This is a genomic window from Clostridium sp. TF11-13AC, assembly GCF_003481065.1.
Lineage (GTDB): Bacteria > Bacillota > Clostridia > Lachnospirales > Lachnospiraceae > Otoolea > Otoolea fessa.
This window is the reverse complement of sequence record NZ_QUKJ01000001.1, coordinates 429,913-448,098: the sequence shown is the minus strand read 5'-3', so window position 1 is coordinate 448,098 and position 18,186 is coordinate 429,913. Positions and strand designations below refer to the sequence as shown.

Annotated in this window: 16 protein-coding genes and 1 other annotated feature; of the genes, 1 reads left to right on the top strand and 15 read right to left on the bottom strand. The window is 48.2% G+C overall.

Translation table 11 applies throughout. From position 1 onward, the window contains the following. Position 1 precedes the first annotated feature (1 nt). The 15 genes from DXD12_RS01900 to DXD12_RS01825 all read right to left on the bottom strand — a co-directional run bounded on the left by DXD12_RS01900 (position 2) and on the right by DXD12_RS01825 (position 16,728). Positions 2-637, bottom strand: a complete 636-nt coding sequence (locus DXD12_RS01900) for a hypothetical protein (protein WP_118472779.1) — start codon at positions 635-637, stop codon at positions 2-4. Between the two features lie 37 nt (positions 638-674). Beyond that, positions 675-1,703: an LCP family protein gene (locus DXD12_RS01895; protein WP_118637156.1), complete on the bottom strand. Its 1,029-nt coding sequence runs from the start codon at positions 1,701-1,703 to the stop codon at positions 675-677. Beyond that, positions 1,700-2,419: a CpsD/CapB family tyrosine-protein kinase gene (locus tag DXD12_RS01890; RefSeq protein WP_118472777.1), complete on the bottom strand. Its 720-nt coding sequence runs from the start codon at positions 2,417-2,419 to the stop codon at positions 1,700-1,702. Before DXD12_RS01890 ends, DXD12_RS01895 begins: the two co-directional genes overlap by 4 nt. Before the next feature lie 6 nt (positions 2,420-2,425). Next, positions 2,426-3,217 carry a Wzz/FepE/Etk N-terminal domain-containing protein gene (locus DXD12_RS01885; protein ID WP_118472776.1) on the bottom strand — a complete coding sequence of 264 codons (792 nt, stop codon included), beginning with the start codon at positions 3,215-3,217 and terminating at the stop codon, positions 2,426-2,428. Between the two features lie 79 nt (positions 3,218-3,296). After that, positions 3,297-4,073: a CpsB/CapC family capsule biosynthesis tyrosine phosphatase gene (locus tag DXD12_RS01880; protein ID WP_118472775.1), complete on the bottom strand. Its 777-nt coding sequence runs from the start codon at positions 4,071-4,073 to the stop codon at positions 3,297-3,299. A 1-nt stretch (position 4,074) separates the two neighbouring features. Continuing rightward, the gene (locus DXD12_RS15510; protein WP_243105326.1) at positions 4,075-4,284 is read right to left on the bottom strand and encodes a hypothetical protein; all 210 of its coding nucleotides are present in this window, start codon (positions 4,282-4,284) and stop codon (positions 4,075-4,077) included. Between the two features lie 406 nt (positions 4,285-4,690). Next, positions 4,691-6,649, bottom strand: coding sequence for a fructose-1,6-bisphosphatase (locus DXD12_RS01870; RefSeq protein ID WP_118523389.1), 1,959 nt, complete (start codon positions 6,647-6,649; stop codon positions 4,691-4,693). Between the two features lie 292 nt (positions 6,650-6,941). After that, positions 6,942-7,424, bottom strand: coding sequence for a GNAT family N-acetyltransferase (locus DXD12_RS01865; protein WP_107000411.1), 483 nt, complete (start codon positions 7,422-7,424; stop codon positions 6,942-6,944). A 387-nt stretch (positions 7,425-7,811) separates the two neighbouring features. Then, entirely contained in the window at positions 7,812-10,463 is a 2,652-nt protein-coding gene (locus DXD12_RS01860) for a valine--tRNA ligase (protein ID WP_118637154.1), read from the bottom strand. Between the two features lie 110 nt (positions 10,464-10,573). Continuing rightward, entirely contained in the window at positions 10,574-10,765 is a 192-nt protein-coding gene (locus DXD12_RS01855) for a DUF6472 family protein (RefSeq protein WP_022358726.1), read from the bottom strand. A gap of 186 nt (positions 10,766-10,951) precedes the next feature. Further along, positions 10,952-11,248 (bottom strand) — a binding site (T-box leader). Positions 11,249-11,415: 167 nt separating this feature from the next. Beyond that, positions 11,416-12,348, bottom strand: coding sequence for a type II secretion system protein (locus DXD12_RS01850; RefSeq protein WP_243105325.1), 933 nt, complete (start codon positions 12,346-12,348; stop codon positions 11,416-11,418). A 189-nt stretch (positions 12,349-12,537) separates the two neighbouring features. Further along, positions 12,538-13,419, bottom strand: a complete 882-nt coding sequence (locus DXD12_RS01845) for a MetQ/NlpA family ABC transporter substrate-binding protein (RefSeq protein ID WP_118468685.1) — start codon at positions 13,417-13,419, stop codon at positions 12,538-12,540. A gap of 111 nt (positions 13,420-13,530) precedes the next feature. Beyond that, on the bottom strand, positions 13,531-14,196 hold the full coding sequence (locus DXD12_RS01835; RefSeq protein WP_022358729.1) for a methionine ABC transporter permease: 666 nt from the start codon (positions 14,194-14,196) through the stop codon (positions 13,531-13,533). A gap of 1 nt (position 14,197) precedes the next feature. After that, positions 14,198-15,211: an ATP-binding cassette domain-containing protein gene (locus DXD12_RS01830; RefSeq protein WP_118482122.1), complete on the bottom strand. Its 1,014-nt coding sequence runs from the start codon at positions 15,209-15,211 to the stop codon at positions 14,198-14,200. Between the two features lie 425 nt (positions 15,212-15,636). Beyond that, on the bottom strand, positions 15,637-16,728 hold the full coding sequence (locus DXD12_RS01825; RefSeq protein WP_118637152.1) for a glycosyltransferase family 2 protein: 1,092 nt from the start codon (positions 16,726-16,728) through the stop codon (positions 15,637-15,639). 306 nt (positions 16,729-17,034) lie between these two features. Here DXD12_RS01825 and DXD12_RS01820 point away from each other — a divergent pair, with 306 nt between their 5' ends. Then, positions 17,035-18,174: a DUF362 domain-containing protein gene (locus DXD12_RS01820; protein WP_118637150.1), complete on the top strand. Its 1,140-nt coding sequence runs from the start codon at positions 17,035-17,037 to the stop codon at positions 18,172-18,174. The last annotated feature ends 12 nt before the right edge of the window (positions 18,175-18,186 follow it).

The window sequence follows — 18,186 nt, the reverse complement described above, 5'->3', positions numbered from 1 at the left end:
ATTAGTTCTTATGAACCAATGTAAAGACTGCATTGCCCGGAATTGTTACATTAACAGAGTTTGTTGCATGATCAATCCCGTTGACCGGAGCTAATTCCCACTTATGATCGGTTTCACTGTAGTAGTAGATTTCTACATTCTGAACATCACCCAGAGCTGCTACTGCAATATTTACCGTGACCGGATCACTCACTACACCGCCATTTGCATCGGTTGTCATGAGCTGCTGTGCCGGCATAAGCGGAGAATATCCAACCAGTGCCGGATCACCCGTTACACGATACAGCGGAACACCTGCATTGATCTCAAACACTTTTTCTGCAACAGCCCAGCTATTGCCGTCTTTGATCTGCTGATCGGATGCGAACCCAACCGAACTGCCATTTGCAGTATTTCCCTGCGAAACAGTAATACCGTTGGAACCATTCTTACCACTATTCTTGATACCCGTAGATGTCTTGTTGGTAATGGTTCCCGCATTTACATTGAGACCTGCGCTCTTGGAAGAGGCAGAACCTGAACTGCTTCCTCCGCGGTTGACCGTCACATTTGTGTTCGGGCTCGCTGCCATTGCCAGTGTGCCCGGCACTGCCATGATTGCTGCTGCCATCATGAGTGCTGCGTACTTCTTTTTCATTTGAACCTTCCTTTCCGGCTTTCAAAGCCTTTGCTTTTTAAGCTTTTTCTTTATAAAAAAGATTGATGACAATCTCTTTTAGCTCATCCATATCTGGATAAAACTCTTCGAATTTTCCCTGATATATTTTTCCCGACAGTTCAATAAAATCACCGTCTTCCATGGCATCCGGACTGTTCAAAAGCGCCAGTCCCATGTCCATGTACTGGTCCTTTGCCATGTTGGTGATCGCCAATTTCTGTATTCCATCCACCAGCCGGGTTATGGTGGTTTTGTCTGCCGCCTGACTTTCCTTTGCCTTCTGAATAAACGCTTTCAGATATCCTTTCTGCCGGTGAAGACGAATACTTGCGGAACCCTCTTCGTCCACATCCCGGAAGCGGACATATTTTTCTGTCAGATCTCCGATCAGGTTGACTGTTTCTCCCATCTTGAAATCTTCTGGATACTGGTTTGCGACCATCTCGTCATCCACAGTAACCGGCACACCACCGACTGCATCATTGAAATAGGGAATCGAATCCATATTGACTGCAAAGTATCCGTCGATCTTAAGACCAAATAAAAGTTTAGAAAGGGCTTCTGCTGTCAGTTCACAGCTTTCTTCCCGCCCGTCTCCAAACGCATACGCCAGCGTCAGCTGCTGTGTCTCGGTTCCCAGAGGTTCCCCAAAATAGTCAAATACCTCTATCTCCGTCATTGTATTTCTTGGAATCAGAACAATCTGAGCCTGATCTCTGGACGCGTCCTCGGCGATCAGAAAGATGGCATCGGCATCGCCGCCTTTTCCCGAAACTACCTGTGATGCCATCTCGCCCTTCGTATCAATACCCATACAAAGAATGGCTCTCATCGCTGTATTCCGGCGATATTTCTTTCCATTCCAGGTCAAAATCCCATTTTTCTGGTCTTCTGCATCCTTGTTTTCCTGCTGCCCGCGTGCTTCCATCTCCTGCATGGCTGCTTCTCTCTCTTCATATCTGTAATACGCATGGATACCGAATCCCACGCAGGCGATTCCCAGCGCCGCTCCGGCAATCCATCGAATCATATTCTGCTTTTTCATTTATCCGACTCGTTTTCGTAATATTTACTATATTTGGAATATTTTCCATAATATCTATGATAGTATCCGCTGCCTGCCATATCGACACGATTCAGTACGGCTCCTAAAATCCGGCAGCCCGTCCGCTCAAGCTGGTTTTTTGCTTTCTGCACCAGGCGATAACTGAGCGCCCCGCTTTCAACTACCAGGATAGCTCCGTCACAGCGCTGAGAAATAATAGCTGCGTCAATGACACTTCCAAGAGGCGGCGTATCAATGATGATCGTGTCATATTCATTTCTTGCCCATTCAACCAGCCGCGCAAATGCGTCCTCTCCCAGCAATTCCGCCGGATTCGGCGCCATCGGGCCAGAGAAAATGATGTCAAGATTTGGCAGATTGGTATGATACAGAATATCCCCCAGCAGTTTCTGTCCTGTCAGGTACTGCGTCAGACCGTAAATCTGCTGCCCGAATCCGAAGCGGGATACCAGCACGGATTTACGGATATCGGCATCAATAAATAAAACTCGTCCCTCTGTCTGTGCCATTGAAATCGCCAGCTGGGAAGATGTCTCACTTTTTCCCTCATCCGGCATCGTGCTGGTCAGCATGATCACTTTCAATCCACTGCCCGAAAACTGAATGTTGGTACGGAGTGTTTTCATTGCTTCCTCATATTGATAGTCTTTTTTTTCATCCTGTGTAACCGGGATGAACAGATTCTGGTTTGCCATGCTCTCCTACCTTCTTTCGTTTTTCTCTTTTCCGGCAAATGGATTGATGATATCCCAGATGCCAGAGGTACGTTTTACTTTTTTCTCGCCTCTTCCGTGAATCTTGCTCTCCGGAATCACAGCCAGTACCGGCAGTTCCAGATATTTCTCCACATCTTCCTCTGACTGAATCGTATCATTCAAAATAACGGTCAGGCTGATGTATGCACACACCAAAAAGGCTGCTATCAAAGCGCCAATCGCAGCATTTTTGGTATTGCTCGGACTGGTCTTTTTAACAGCCACCTCACCGCTCTCGATGAGTTTCGGCGGTGTCATCTCCATGATTTCTCCTACATAGTCCGATGCTACTTCTGCCGTCGTATCAACGATCTTTTTTGCCATTTCCGCATCCGGATCCTGCGCTGAGATGCTCAGAATACGTGTATCTTTCGGATTCTCCACTTCAATCTTCTTAACCAGGTTTTTATAGTCCATGTCCAGATGAAGTTTATCGACTACCTCTTCCATGACCGAGCGGCCGGTAATGATCGTCTTGTAATCCTGCGTCAGCTGCGTGCCAATCTGCAGGTCGGCCAACGATGTCAGTGTTGTTTCTTTTGTCAGTACATAGATTTTTGCGGTTGAAGTGTACTGCGGTGTGAGCAAAAAGTAACTATATGCCCCTCCAATTGCTCCTCCAATCACAAGCGCTCCGATGATAATCCAGAGTTTCCGGAGCAATGCATACAAAATCTCTCCGACATCAATTACATCCTCGTCATCCCACGCCTGTTTTTGACTCTCTTTCGTTTCCATACCTTACAAATTTCCTTTTCTTTCTTTTTTTCTGACCGGCATTCTGCCAATCTGTTTCAGATGTATTTTAGAGTTTCTCTTATAATCGTTCATCCAGGATTATTTTTTCTGGATTCTCCACTGACAATTGTCTGGCCAATGTATCCCCGCCTTTTTTCCGGATCCAGGCAAGTGCCCTGTCACTGTCCGGTGCACGGTGATGAACCCCATGCATATCGGTTCCCAAAAAACTGATATATCCCGCCAGCAACACTTTACGGCACCAGCGCCGTTCCAGTCTCTCACGTAAATTCCAGACATTTCTAAGCTTTATCAGACTTCCGTAATTCATCTGAAGATAAGCGCCCTCCCTCTGAAGCTCTGTCAGACGTCCTGTCTTTCTGAGACACTGATAACGCTCAATATGCGCCAGCACTGGGAAATATCCCGCCAGCAGCAGCTCCCGGACTGCATTCTGTATCTGGCTCCACTGCGACTGGGGAAGGAATTCTACCAGAACATAATGACTTCCCGCCAGTGTCAGCAGTTCTCCCCTCTGAAGCATATCAGCCATGCCTTCAAAATATTGTATTTCCTGCCCGCTATACAGTCGCAGCTCCGGCATCACCTTCTGAACCGCTTTTGCCATCTGCTCCATAAGTCTCTGTATCTGTTCCGGTTTTGTCCGCCAGTGATAGACGGTATAATGAGGGGTTGCTATCACATTGCGCACACCTTGCTGATATGATTTCCGAAGCATCCGAACACTGGCGCTTATGCTTTTCGAGCCATCATCAAGTCCCGGAAGAACGTGTGTATGTATGTCCGAAATTCTTTGTTCTTTTTTTTTCGGCTCTTCCTGCGATTTTTGCAACATTCTATTCTCTCCCTTCGCTCTCAGCGCCGCTTTGTTCTCCCGTCAGATCCAGCCATCCATGCGTCTGCTTTTTTCTGCGGTAACAGCCGCAGCTTTTTGTATGTCCACTTTTTAAATGCGTTCCGTAAACCAGACAGATGTTTCCGCAATCGCATTGGCACACCCAGTATCGGTGAACTCCTGTCTTCTTCTCGCTCTGTCTTATAATCAAAAGATGTCCATATTTCCGCCAACCAGATTTTCCTGCTTTATATATGTCCCTGTATATGACATAATATGTATTATGTCATTGCTGCATTCCTTTTTTTAATAAATTTTTTATTATTGTACTATAAAATATTACAAACTACAACCGCAACGCAAACTGGAATATTACGTTTTTTTTGTTTTGAAAATAATGTAATCAGAAAATCAACGTTTTCCTTTTTTCTTTTCTCTCATCGGCTGTAAAAGTCCTCAAATCACGGCACACTGTATATGACATGATACATATTATGTCATTGCCGTATTCCTTTTCATTTTACACTCTCTGATTTCTGAATATTTGCCTCTACAGCATTCACTGCAATCGGATCACTTACGTGATTTCCATTTGCATCCGTTGTCTGGCGAATGATCTACCGCGTAAATTTCTCCGCGATCGCACCGCTATAGTACGCATTCAGCAGTTTTTCCAGATCTTTGATCTTCTCTTTCAGTTCCCGTCCGATATCGGTATCCCCGACGCACTTGCGCTCCGGCACCCATTTGACCATACGGCTCTCGGAATGGATATCACTCTCCTTCTCGATCGCCGCCTCGGTGGACTCAAACGGATCGTGCGCTGCCAGAATCAGACCGTAGGAGTTGTAAATCAGCGTATACCCCGCGATACCGGTTTCTTTCTGATATGCCCTTGAGAAACCACCGTCGATGACGAGAAGCTTACCGCCGCATTTGAGCGGGCTCTCGCCGTCTTTGGATTTGACCGGGACGTGACCGTTGATGATGTGCGCGCCCTCCGGCTCCAGACCAAACTCACGGAGAATGCGGTCAAGCACTTCCTCATTTTCCAGCATATCGTAATACGGATTTTTTACTTCTTTATGTGTCTCTTTTTCTGCCAGAAAATAGCGCTCAAACGTTGCCATCTTGTCCTTGCCGAACAGCGGGGAATTTTCATTCAGCCAGATATACCACATCATGTCCCTGCCTTTTTCCCGCTCTGCCTTATCGACCGCGACAAACCCCTTGCGGACATAATTGTCCAGAATATCGTATAGCGCCTTTCCCTTATATTGCTTGCCGTAGATCTCTACCTCCTTGAAGGTACCGTCCTTATTTAACGGAACGCAGCCATGGTAAAGAAGATTGTTGTTGTATACTTTATAGAGACTTCCCTTCGCCAGCAGAAACTTCATATGCTGCTGCAGCTTCTCGCAGTTCATGAACGCACGTTCCAGACGTTCCATGATATCCGCTTCTTCCGGTGTAAATGCATATGGATCCTTCGGATCCACCGTCGGGAAATTCATATCAAGCATCTTGTACTCTCTGCCATCCATTTCCAGAACGCCGCGTTCAAAATCAATATGATGCAGAAGATTTCGTTTCTCCAGACCAAATTCCGGATGGCGCTTGATGATCTGCCCTTCCGCCTTGAACTGGATGATCGAGATCGCCTTGTGCATCTTCTGGTTCATCTCGCGCTCAGACGCACTGTAAGAGTCACTGCCCTTTAACTGGAAGCAGGTGCACGGGTCATCCCCATATGTATTGATCGCAAAGGTTGCCAATGGAAGAAGGTTGATGCCGTAACCATCCTCCAAAATATCCAGGTTTCCATATCTCGCGCAGATACGGATTGCGTTTGCAATACACCCCATCTGTCCCGCTGCCGCGCCCATCCAGAGCACATCGTGATTGCCCCACTGGACATCAATCGAGTGATAGGTCATCATCTTGTCCATGATGATATGCGGTCCCGGACCCCTGTCATAGATATCGCCTACGATATGAAGATGATCGACCGTCAGGCGCTGAATCAGCTCGCTTAGCGCTATAATAAAGGCTTTCGCCCGTCCCACACGGACAATCGTCTGGACGATGGCATCGTAGTAGGATTCCTTGTCCTGCAGATCACCGCGCTCAGTCAGAAGTTCTTCCAGCACATAGGCAAATTCCTTCGGAAGCGCCTTGCGGATCTTCGAACGCGTGTACTTGCTCGCTGCCCGGCGGCAGACCGCAATCAGACGATAGAGTGTGATCTTATACCAGTCATCCGGGTTCTTCTCCGTCTGCAGAATCCGGCTCATTTTCTCCGCCGGATAGTAAATAAGGGTTGCCAGTGACTGCTTATCCTGACGGCTCAGGGTATTTCCAAATACATCGTCAATCTTTCGCTTGACGGAACCGGAACCATTTTTCAATACATGAGAAAATGCCTCGTATTCCCCATGGATATCGGTCAGGAAATGTTCCGTTCCTTTCGGCAGATTTAAGATCGATTCCAGATTGATGATCTCCGTCGATGCCGCTGCAATCGTCGGGTAAAGCTCTGCCAGTCGATCCAGATAACGCGCCTGCAATGATTTCATGTTTTCTCTAACCCCTCCTGTTTGCGGACGCCCCTTTTGACCCTTTTTCACCCAATCCCGTGCAGCCTGCTTCCGATGCCCGTTATGCATATAAAACACACGCAAAAGATACACGCAGAAAGATGGAAAAGAATTTGTAATGCTTGTTGCAAACAATTACAAAAAATCGAAATGGCGTCTCATTTTTAATTCTGATACTTGTATCTTATCACACTTCTATTAAAAACGCCATTTCGATTCCTATAATAAGTATTATTAGTATTTGCGGGCAATCACGTATTTCTTCTTAAATTTAAAACTTATACCGCATCTGATACCAGATCACGTTTCCATGCACCGATTCCGAGATCCCCTCATTCACAAATCCAAACTTGGCATAATAGGCTATCAATTTTTCCTTGCACGTCAACACAAGTCCCTTCCTCCCCTGTTTTCTGGCATCCTCGATGGCGCACTGGAGCAACTGTCCCGCATAGCCATGTTTCCGGTATGCCGGGATCGTATTGACACCAAAAATCATCTGCCATGCGCCGTTTTCATCGTGCATTTCTGCCCGTTCGTACATCTCATCCGTCAGATCCGGCTTGTCTGTGACGAAGCCGTCCACAAACGCAATCAGCTTTTCGCCTTCAAACATGAGCCAGAAATGATTTCCATAATACTTAATTCTCTCCTCAAACTCCTCTTTCGTTGCGGCTTCCGCTGCCGGAAAGCATTCTGCTTCCACGGCTGCAATCTGAGCCAGATCTGCTATTGTCGCTGTTCTTATCTCCATAATATCTCGTATAATCCAATTATCCTCGTTCGAGGATAAAAAAATAATCTCCTTTCTCTCTTCAAAGGCATTCGCCCATATAATTCAAGTCGAACGTCCGTGAGACTTGGCGCGTGATTCTGGTCAGCGAAGCTGACATATTCTTTACAGAATCACTGCGCATCCTCGCGGAGCGTTTATCTCAGTCGGAGAATGGACTCCCACTGAGATAAATTTGCTATTACTCACCACCTGAAGAGGTGGGAGTCTTCTCGACTGAGATAAAAAACAGAATAATTTCGGTTCTTTCTTTGCAAATAAGCCAATGCATATAGTTTTCCCCATACACATCGGCTTATTTCACGCATCAGGCGGATCTCTCGATCCTGCCTTTTACTTCATATTCAACTATTTCCGCAGCTGTGCCAGGCGCTCCTGTACCTGTGCCATCATCTGGCGGTATTTCTCCAGCTTCTCGCGCTCTTCGGCAATCTTTGCCTCCGGTGCGCGGCTGACGAACTTTTCATTGCTTAACATACCCTCGGAACGGGCAAGCTCTTTTTTCAGCTTCTCTTCTTCCTTGCTGAGGCGTTCGATCTCTTTGTCCAGATCAACTAACTCTGCAAACGGCATATAGATGGTTGCCTTTGCAGTCACAGCCGATACAGCATCGTCTGCGATTCCGCTCTTGTCCTTCTGAAGAATAACATCGCTCGCATAGCCAAGAGTTGCAAAGAAGACGCGGCTGTGCTCGAAGATGGACAGAACTTCCGGATCTTCAGATACAACGTATACTTTTGCCTTCTTGCTCGGCGGTACGTTCATGGATGTGCGGACACCGCGGATCGCGCGGACTGCATCCTTGATCGTCTCAACTGCCTTCTCTTCCTCTGCAAAGTTCCACTCATCCTTGTAGACCGGCCAGGAAGAAATCATGATGGACGGTTCCTCATCCTGCAGGTTGCAGAAGATTTCCTCGGTAATAAACGGCATATATGGATGCAGCAGTTTCAAGGACTGGATCAGAACCGTTTTCAGGGTCCAGAGTGCAGCTGCCTTGGTGGTATCCTCCTCGGACCAGAGTCTCGGTTTTACCATCTCAATGTACCAGTCACAGAATTCCTCCCAGATGAAATCATAAACCTTCTGGAGGGCGATTCCCAGCTCGTACTTATCCATGTTCTCGGTGACATCTTTTGCCAGCGTGTTGACCTTGGAGAGGATCCAGCGGTCAGCCATCTGCAGGTCAGAAAGTTTTACATCCGTTACCGGCGCTTTCTCAATGTTCATCATGATGAAACGGGATGCATTCCACACCTTGTTTGCAAAGTTGCGACTTGCTTCTACACGCTCCCAGTAGAAACGCATATCGTTGCCCGGTGCGTTACCGGTCATCAGGGTCATACGGAGTGCATCGGCGCCGTACTTGTCGATAACCTCCAGCGGATCGATACCATTTCCAAGGGATTTACTCATCTTACGTCCCTGAGAATCACGTACCAGACCGTGGATCAGGACGGTGTGGAACGGCTCTTTGCCAGTCTGCTCCAGACCGGAGAATACCATACGGATAACCCAGAAGAAAATGATATCGTATCCGGTTACCAGCACGTCGGTCGGATAGAAATATTCATATTCCGGTGTGTCCTTCGGCCAGCCCAGCGTGGAGAACGGCCACAGGGCGGAAGAGAACCAGGTATCCAGCGTGTCCTCATCCTGATGCAGATGGGTGCCGCCGCATTTCGGGCATACCGCCGGTGCGCTCTTGGCAACGGTCATCTCGCCGCAGTCATCACAATAATATGCCGGAATCCGGTGTCCCCACCAGAGCTGACGGGAAATACACCAGTCACGGATGCCCTCAAGCCAGTGCAGATAGGTCTTTCCAAAGCTCTCCGGAACGAATTTAAGTCTGCCGGATTTAAGTGCCTCTACCGCCGGTTTCGCCATCTCTTCCATCTTGACAAACCACTGCGGTTTTACCATCGGCTCTACGGTTGTGCCGCAGCGGTCGTGAGTACCTACGTTGTGGGAATGCGGAACGACTTTGACTAAAAGTCCCATTTCCTTCAGATCCTCTACCATGGCTTTTCTCGCCTCGTAGCGGTCCATGCCCTGATATTTGCCCGGTACGCTGATGGTTGCATCGTCATTCATGATGCAGATCTCTTCCAGGTTGTGGCGTTTTCCTACCTCAAAGTCGTTCGGGTCATGTGCCGGTGTGATCTTTACGCAGCCGGTACCGAACTCTTTATCTACATACTCATCCGCGATGACTGGAATCTCTCGGTCGGTCAGCGGCAGTTTTAACATCTTGCCTACGATATCCTTGTAGCGCTCATCCTCCGGGTTGACAGCTACCGCAGTATCGCCTAACAGCGTCTCCGGACGGGTGGTTGCGATCTCGACGAAACGTCCCTCTTCGCCGACGATCGGGTAATTGATGTGCCAGAAAAAGCCGTCCTGCTCCTCATGCTCTACCTCGGCATCCGAAATGGAAGTCTGGCAGACCGGGCACCAGTTGATGATACGGGATCCCTTGTAAATATAACCTTTTTCATACAGTCTGGTAAATACTTCCAGAACCGCCTCGGAACAGCCCTCGTCCATCGTGAAACGCTCGCGGTCCCAGTCAGCGGAGGAACCCAGCTTGTGAAGCTGTTTTACGATACGGCTGCCGTACTCTTCTTTCCACTCCCATGCTTTCTCCAGGAAGCCCTCACGACCCAGATCATGCTTGTCAATGCCCTGCTCTTTCAGCTTATTGATAACCTTAACCTCCGTTGCGATCGCCGCATGGTCGGTACCCGGCTGCCACAGTGCCTCATAGCCCTGCATTCTCTTGTAACGGATCAGGATATCCTGCATGGTGTTATCCAGCGCATGTCCCATATGAAGCTGTCCGGTAATATTTGGCGGCGGCATCACAATCGTGAACGGCTTCTTGCCGTTTCTGCGTCCACGCTCTGCATCGGCGTGGAAATATTTGCTGTCCAGCCATTTCTGATACAGGCGATCTTCAATATCCGCCGGATTATATGTCTTTTCCAGTTCTTTCATTGATCGATTCTCCTTTTGTGTTTTAACTCATCAAATGCTGTTTATCCTCGCATTCTATCATGAACCGCATCTTGTTTACCTTCATTTTGTGTAATTTCCGATGCAGTTTCTTACATCTGTTTCCGGACAATCTTGTACTCATCATCCGTCTGGTAGTACGGGCAGACAAAACGCTGGTTGCTTAAAAATGCCGCCATCTCGTCCTCATCCAAATCTGCCTCGCACAGATAATACCCATAATCATCGTCATAGACATAATTGCCGCACGTATCACAGCTTGTCAGCGGACCCTGTTTTTTCATCTGTTTTGTCCTTTCCGAAGCGCGTTTCCTATGAAAAAGAATGTGCCTTGGCACATTCTCGCGCCGAGCGCGGTCGCTTGCGACATGTTTCTGCTTCGCGCGAGTGCGCATCCTCGCGGAGCGTTTTTTGTTTCATAGGACGTAATTTCCTATGAAATGAAAAAGCCCCTTGCAGACATATCATCTGCAAAGGGCGTCATATACGCGGTACCACCTTAATTCAATCAGGATTTCCGCCTGCCGGTGTTTTCTTTGCACACATCCAGACTTTACCCCAATCCTCTTGATTCTATAACGGGAACTCCCGGGATCTCTTATCCACCACTCTCTTTCACAACATTCCTAAGTCATAGCAGAACGCGGTTTTTCAGAAATCCGGCTCCGAAGCTACCTTCCACATCCGTTTCCCGGAACCGTCTCTCAACCTGCGCGGTTCTCTCTGTCAGGGCTTCTATGTGTACTCCTCTTCTTCACTGCCTTTCATTTTTCAGTTCCTTGTTATCATAGAGGTTTTTCGGGAAAATGTCAAGGTTTTCGGCACAGGTTGATAAATGATATATGCCCGTTACTGGGCACGTATGCGTGAACAGTAACATATGCCCTGGCTCCTCCCACTTTAAAGACGCCCCGCTGTAACAGCTGCACAGTCCCTACTTCGGCAGCGTATCCTTATACTGTGGATACGTCCCATCTGTCACCAGCTTTGCGTATGCATCATATGCCTCCTGCAGATTCTCATACTTTTTATCCTTCGAAAGATATTCCTTATACTGTGTTGGAGTCAGATGACCGGCGATTGCTATATAATTACCAGCTTTATTCACTCGCATAGCGGTAGTTGTTTCTGAAATATAAAACCTTCCATCTGCTGTACTGATAATAACCGGTATCTTCTTTCCTGCACCAACCGAATCTGAGGATATATCTACAGATGTCCAAAATAAATATCGCTTCGACTTATCCTTTGCATCTCCCAGATAGGCCCAGGTTCCCTTTTTTAACAGGCTGTCCTCCTCAATCTTCGCCTGTATCTTGGGAAGCATATTGGATTTTGTACAGTTGGAATCAATTTCAAAATTGTTGTTATCACCCAGCATTTCCAATATGCCACTATTATTCAAGGGCTCATGTACATCGCAATTGATATTAAACGCATATTTCTGTTCCGAACCGCCTGTACCCTTTCCGCTTTTCCAGTTAAAAAGCACTCCCGAATCCGACCGATAGGAAACTTCACACTCCCCACCCGGAACCGGATAACCAATCCAGTTGGCCGTATCACCCTGATCATTATAATGCATCACTCCACCTATCGTCACCGGGTCATGCGACTGCCATTTTTCTTTTTTCTGCTTCAGCTTTACAACCTTCACTTCATTCTCTGTATCCTCAATCATGACCGCTGCCATAACCTCTGCATATGCAGAACGGACATTGGCAAGATCCGTGGCCTCCCGGCTGGTCTCCAGCTGCCTGGTAAAAATAGGAATAGAAATTGCAGTTAAAATGGAAACTATCGCAACGACTACCAAAAGCTCCGCCAGCGTAAAGCCCTTTTTCCTGTTCTGTATATGAATTTCCATTCTTATCACCCGCCTGTCACCTTTATCTTTTTCTTATTCTATCACATGATTTAAAAAAATTCACGCAAAACATTTTTCATCTGACGCACATTCCCATAAATTGAAAGAAGAGACCTCCGCCTGCGGTTTTCACCGCAAAGCATCCGCCTCTTCCCAATTTCGTTGCTGTAATCAGGTCCCTGCCGTCAATTAAAACAGCGGAACAACCGCTCCATCGTACTTCGTCTCGATAAATTCTTTGATATCATCGCTTGTCAGGACTTCCATCAGAGCTTTTGTCTTGTCGCTCTCCTCGTCACCTTCACGGACTGCTACGACATTTCCGTATGTCTGGGCTGCCAGAGAATCAGAAGCCTCTACTGCCAGAGCATCGGTTACCTTTAAACCAGCCTCGATTGCGTAGTTGCCGTTGATAACTGCAATATCAGCATCCTGTAAGGAACGCGGAAGCTGTGCTGCCTCAAGCTCTACGATATCCAGGTTCTTCGGGTTTTCTGTAATATCATTGATAGTTGCGGTCAGACCTGCATCCTCTTTCAGTGTCAGAAGACCCTGATCCTGAAGAAGCAGAAGTGCTCTTGCCTCGTTGGTTACATCGTTTGGCACCAGAACCTCTGCGCCATCAGCCAGCTCATCTAAAGAATCGCTCTTGCCTGCGTAGATGCCGAATGGCTCATAATGGATTGCACCTGCACTTACCAGGTGAGTGCCATTTTCCTCATTGAAGGTATCCAGATATGGTTTGTGCTGGAAGTAGTTTGCATCCAGATCGCCGGACTCCAGTGCGTTGTTCGGCTGTACATAATCAGTATACTCTACGATCTCCAGATCGTAGCCCTTATCTGCCAGAAGGTCTCTTGCAGCTTCCAGGATCTCAGCGTGCGGTGCCGGGCTTGCGCCTACTACCAGCTTCTCCAGATCGCCGTCTGCCTCTTTAGCCTCTGCGGTGCTCTCCTCTGCTGTCTCTGCAGCAGTCTCAGCAGTTGTCTCATTCGAGCTGGAAGAGCAGCCTGCTAAGGATGCAGCTGCCAGCAGTGCCAGGAATGTGGTTCCTAAGAATGATTTTTTCATAGTGATTTCCTCCTCTTTGTGTGTTTAAACAGTTCCTTTAAATTTATATTTCAGAAATGTCCTGCATCTGCCACAGACGATAGGCTACATTTCATTTCTGTAAATATCTTATTAACGGATTCTCTTATCACTTCTTCTCGAACTCCGCGTAAAGATCTCCTGAATCAGCTGTGCGATAATAACCAGAATCACAACGGTAACCAGCATCATATCTGCCTGATAACGGTGGTATCCATATCGGATCGCCACATCGCCCAGACCGCCGGCGCCGACACAGCCTGCCATCGCGGAATATCCGAGGATTGTCGTGATCGAAATCGCTGCGCCGACTAACAGGGACGGCTTGGACTCCGGAAGCAGCACCTTGAAAATAATCTGCCAGGTTGAAGCGCCCATTGATTTTGCTGCTTCAATCACGCCTGCATCAATTTCCTTTAATGATGCCTCTACCATACGGCTGATGTACGGGAACGCCGCGATTACCAGCGGTACAACTGCCGCATTTGCTCCGATCGTCTTTCCCACGATCGCGCGGGTCAGCGGCATTACCATCGCTAACAGGATGATAAACGGCACCGAACGGAGCAGGTTGACAATCACGCCCGCCACTTTGTTGAACAGCGGCACCGGACGGATGCCGTCTTTATCGGTTACAACCAGCGCCACGCCGAGCGGAATGCCGATCAAATAAGAAATCAGGGAAGAAAGACCTACCATATATAAGGTTCTCCAGGTCTCTTTTACCAGCATACTGACTGTCTTCGCATCAAATACCATCTTAGCGCACCTCCTCATAGGTCACACCGACCGTTTTTAAATAATTGCAGATACGCCCTGCATCTACCTCGTCCTCCGGGAGCTGCAGAAGCATCTGTCCCATCGCCTTGCCCCCGATATCGTGGGTATCCGCGAGAAGGATATTGACCGGAACCTTGCAGGCTAATACCATATTGGAAATAATTGGCTCCGAGGATTCCTGTCCATTGAAAATAACGCGGATCTGGCGCGCTCTGGTAAAGCTTGTCTTCTGCCCTGCCGTCTCACCGAGAATCAGCTGCCGCCCAATCTCCGACTTCGGACCGGAGAAAATCTCTGATACCTTGCCAGACTCTGCAATGTGGCTGTGGTCGATGATCGCCACACGGTCACAGATAGACTCAATCACCGCCATCTCATGGGTAATCACGATCACAGTAATGCCGCGTTCGCGATTAATCTTCTTGAGAAGCTCCAAAATCGATTTTGTCGTGTTCGGGTCGAGCGCACTCGTCGCCTCATCGCAAAGCAGCACCTTCGGGTTCGTGGACATCGCGCGTGCAATCGCCACTCGCTGTTTCTGTCCGCCGGAGAGCTGTGCCGGATATGCCTTCATCCGTTCTTCCAGACCGACTAATTTTAAAAGCTCAGCCGCCCGTTTCTTCGCCTCTGCTTTCGGGACACCGGCAATCTCCATCGGAAAGCACACATTCTGGAGTACATTTCTCTGTGCCAGAAGATTGAACTGCTGGAAAATCATCCCCATCGACTGTCTGGCTTTCCGAATCTCCGCCTCCTTCATCATCGACAGGTTCTGTCCCTCAAAAATAACCCGTCCCGCCGTCGGTGTCTCCAGATAATTGATACACCGGACCAACGTACTCTTTCCTGCACCTGACAGACCGATAATTCCAAAAATCTCACCTTGCAGGATTTCCAGGTTAATATCATCTAACGCGGTCACCGTTCCGTTCGTTGTCTGGAATTGCTTTCCCAGTCCTTCCAGGCAGATGATCGCTTTCTTTCTCTGCTCCATTGTCTTTTCCCCTCTCTTTTTCGAATATACAGCATTGATACCCTGTCGCATAAAAGATGCCACTACTGTTTTTCTGTCACAGGAAGCAGTTAGTGCCTTTTTGTGTCATAAGGAATTCCAAGGAATTTCCTATGACACAAAAAAGCCGCGAATCCAGTACGGATCGCGGCTTCCTATGCTATACTTACAGGTCTATCCGACCAGCCCGTTCCGTCTTTCATGCACACAAATATGACAGCACATCATACACATGCCGTTCATCATCATATTCATCTGCATGGCTTTACTCTGACGCATCGGACCTGTCCCCTTTCAGCTTATATTCCCTTATTCCTGATAGGAATTATTTGTTTATGAAGATACACCCATTTTCCGGGTTTGTCAAGTGTTTCCTGAATTTTTAAGAGCTATTTTTTAGAGCTATTTCACTCCTGCTCCGGTTTTTGCACAGCTTCTCTTCTTTTTGATGTCTGGAGTTCCCGTGCTTCTGCACGGCTGCGGCGCAAATTTTCTCCTGGCATCTCCTGTTTCCGGCTGCGCCCTTTCTCACGCTCGCGGATGCGATCCGGCGTGCAGCTCTCAATGATATAGCGCGGGCGGTGCTTCGACTCCAGATAAATCTTTCCGACATACTCTCCGACGATTCCGACCGAGAGAAGAAGCAGTCCGCCGATAAACCAGAGCGATACCATCATGCTCGCCCAGCCGGTGATCGTATTGCCCCGGAAGAAATCAACCACCGCCCAGATAAGGAATCCAATACTGACAAAAAATGCCGCAATTCCCATGAACGTAATCATCCGGATCGGCTTTGTGCTCAGCGAAGTGATGCCCTCGATCGCAAAAGCCAGCATCTTTTTCAGCGGATATTTGCTCTCCCCTGCTGCCCGCTCTTTACGGTCATAATATACCACATCGGACGGATAGCCGATCATCGGGACAATCCCGCGCAGAAACAGATTGACCTCCGAAAATTCCGCCAGCCCTTCCAGTGCCCTCCGGCTCATCAGGCGGTAATCCGCATGATTATACACGGTGTTCGCTCCCAGCGCATTCATAATCTTATAAAATCCCAGCGCAGTTGTACGCTTAAAAAATGTATCCGTCGCCCTGTGGCGGCGCACACCGTACACGATGTCACAGCCAGCCATATACCGCTCGATCATCGCGTCGCATGCGTCCACATCATCCTGCAGATCGGCATCCATCGAGATCGCCGCGTCACACCGCCGTCTCGCCGCCTCAAAAAGCCCGGCTAAAAGCGCGTTCTGATGACCGCGGTTGCGGCTCAGCTTCACACCTGCAAACCGCTCGTCCTTCTCATGGAGTTCCTCGATCAGCTTCCATGTTCTATCCTTCGAACCGTCGTCTACCATCAGCACCCGGCTTCCCGGATGAATCCGGCGGCTGCGGGTTAAATCATCTAATTTTTTTCCTAAAAATTCTGCCGTCAATGGCAGAACTTCCTCTTCGTTGTAGCAAGGCACCACGATATAGATAACCGGTGCATTTCTCATACTGTCATCTCCTGCCCGGGTCACTGTCCCTTCTATGCAGACAAGTCCCCTCGTATTTTCAAAAGCAGGTTTCCAGATACAGGTATCTTGCCAGAATCCTCCTGCAGCTGAAATCTGCTTTTTCCGTATTTTCCTATTATATAGGAACTACATTAAAAAGAAAAGTAAATTTTTGACACATCCACCCGATTCCGGTATAATAGAATTGATATTTTTATCACTTTACTATTACTCGCCACCTAAAGAGGTGGGCGTCTTCTCGACTGAGAAAAAATCAAAAAAAGCCATCTATCAGGAGGTATTCATATGTCAAAAACCGAAAAAGCAAAGGTATATTTTACAGATTTCCACACCATTGCATTTGGCGACGGTCTCCCTACCAAATTAAAAAAACTGATCCGTAAAGCCGGGATCGGTTCCATCGATATGGACGGTAAATTTGTCGCTATCAAGATGCACTTTGGTGAACTTGGAAATATCAGTTATCTGCGTCCGAATTATGCCAAAGCCGTTGTTGATGTCATCAAAGAGCTGGGCGGCAAACCATTTTTAACAGACTGCAATACGATGTATCCAGGCAGCCGCAAGAATGCGCTCGAGCACCTGGAATGCGCCTGGGAAAACGGATTTACCCCGTTGACTGTTGGATGTCCAATCATCATCGGTGATGGATTAAAAGGCACCGATGACATCGCTGTTCCGGTGGCCGGAGGCGAATACATCAAAGAAGCTAAGATCGGCCGCGCCGTCATGGACGCCGATGTCTTTATCAGCCTGACCCATTTCAAGGGACATGAGATGACCGGCTTCGGCGGTACGATCAAAAATATCGGCATGGGCTGCGGTTCTCGCGCCGGTAAGACCGATCAGCACAGCAGTGGAAAACCACACGTCAAGGAAAAGCTCTGCCGGGGCTGCCGCCGCTGTCAGAGGGAATGTGCCAACGGCGGTCTCGTTTTCGATGAAGCCTCCAGAAAAATGCACGTGGATGCTGAGCACTGCGTCGGCTGCGGACGGTGTCTCGGCGCCTGCAATTTTGACGCAATCGAATTTGACAACAACGCAGCCAACGAGCTATTAAACTGCCGTATGGCGGAATACACAAAAGCCGTTGTGGATGGACGTCCAAACTTCCATATTTCCCTGGTCGTTGACGTCTCCCCGAACTGCGACTGCCACGGTGAAAATGACGTACCGATCCTTCCAAATCTTGGTATGTTTGCTTCTTTCGATCCGCTGGCACTCGATCAGGCCTGTGTGGACGCCTGTCTGGCCGCTGCTCCGATGCCGGGCAGCCAGCTTGCAAAACATCTTGCTGATCCGGATTTCCACGATCACCATGACCATTTCACAAATTCCACACCAGAATCTGAGTGGAAAAGCTGCCTGGCACACGCGGAGAAGATCGGTCTGGGAAGCCGGGAGTATGAATTGATCACACTATAATAACATCGCCCC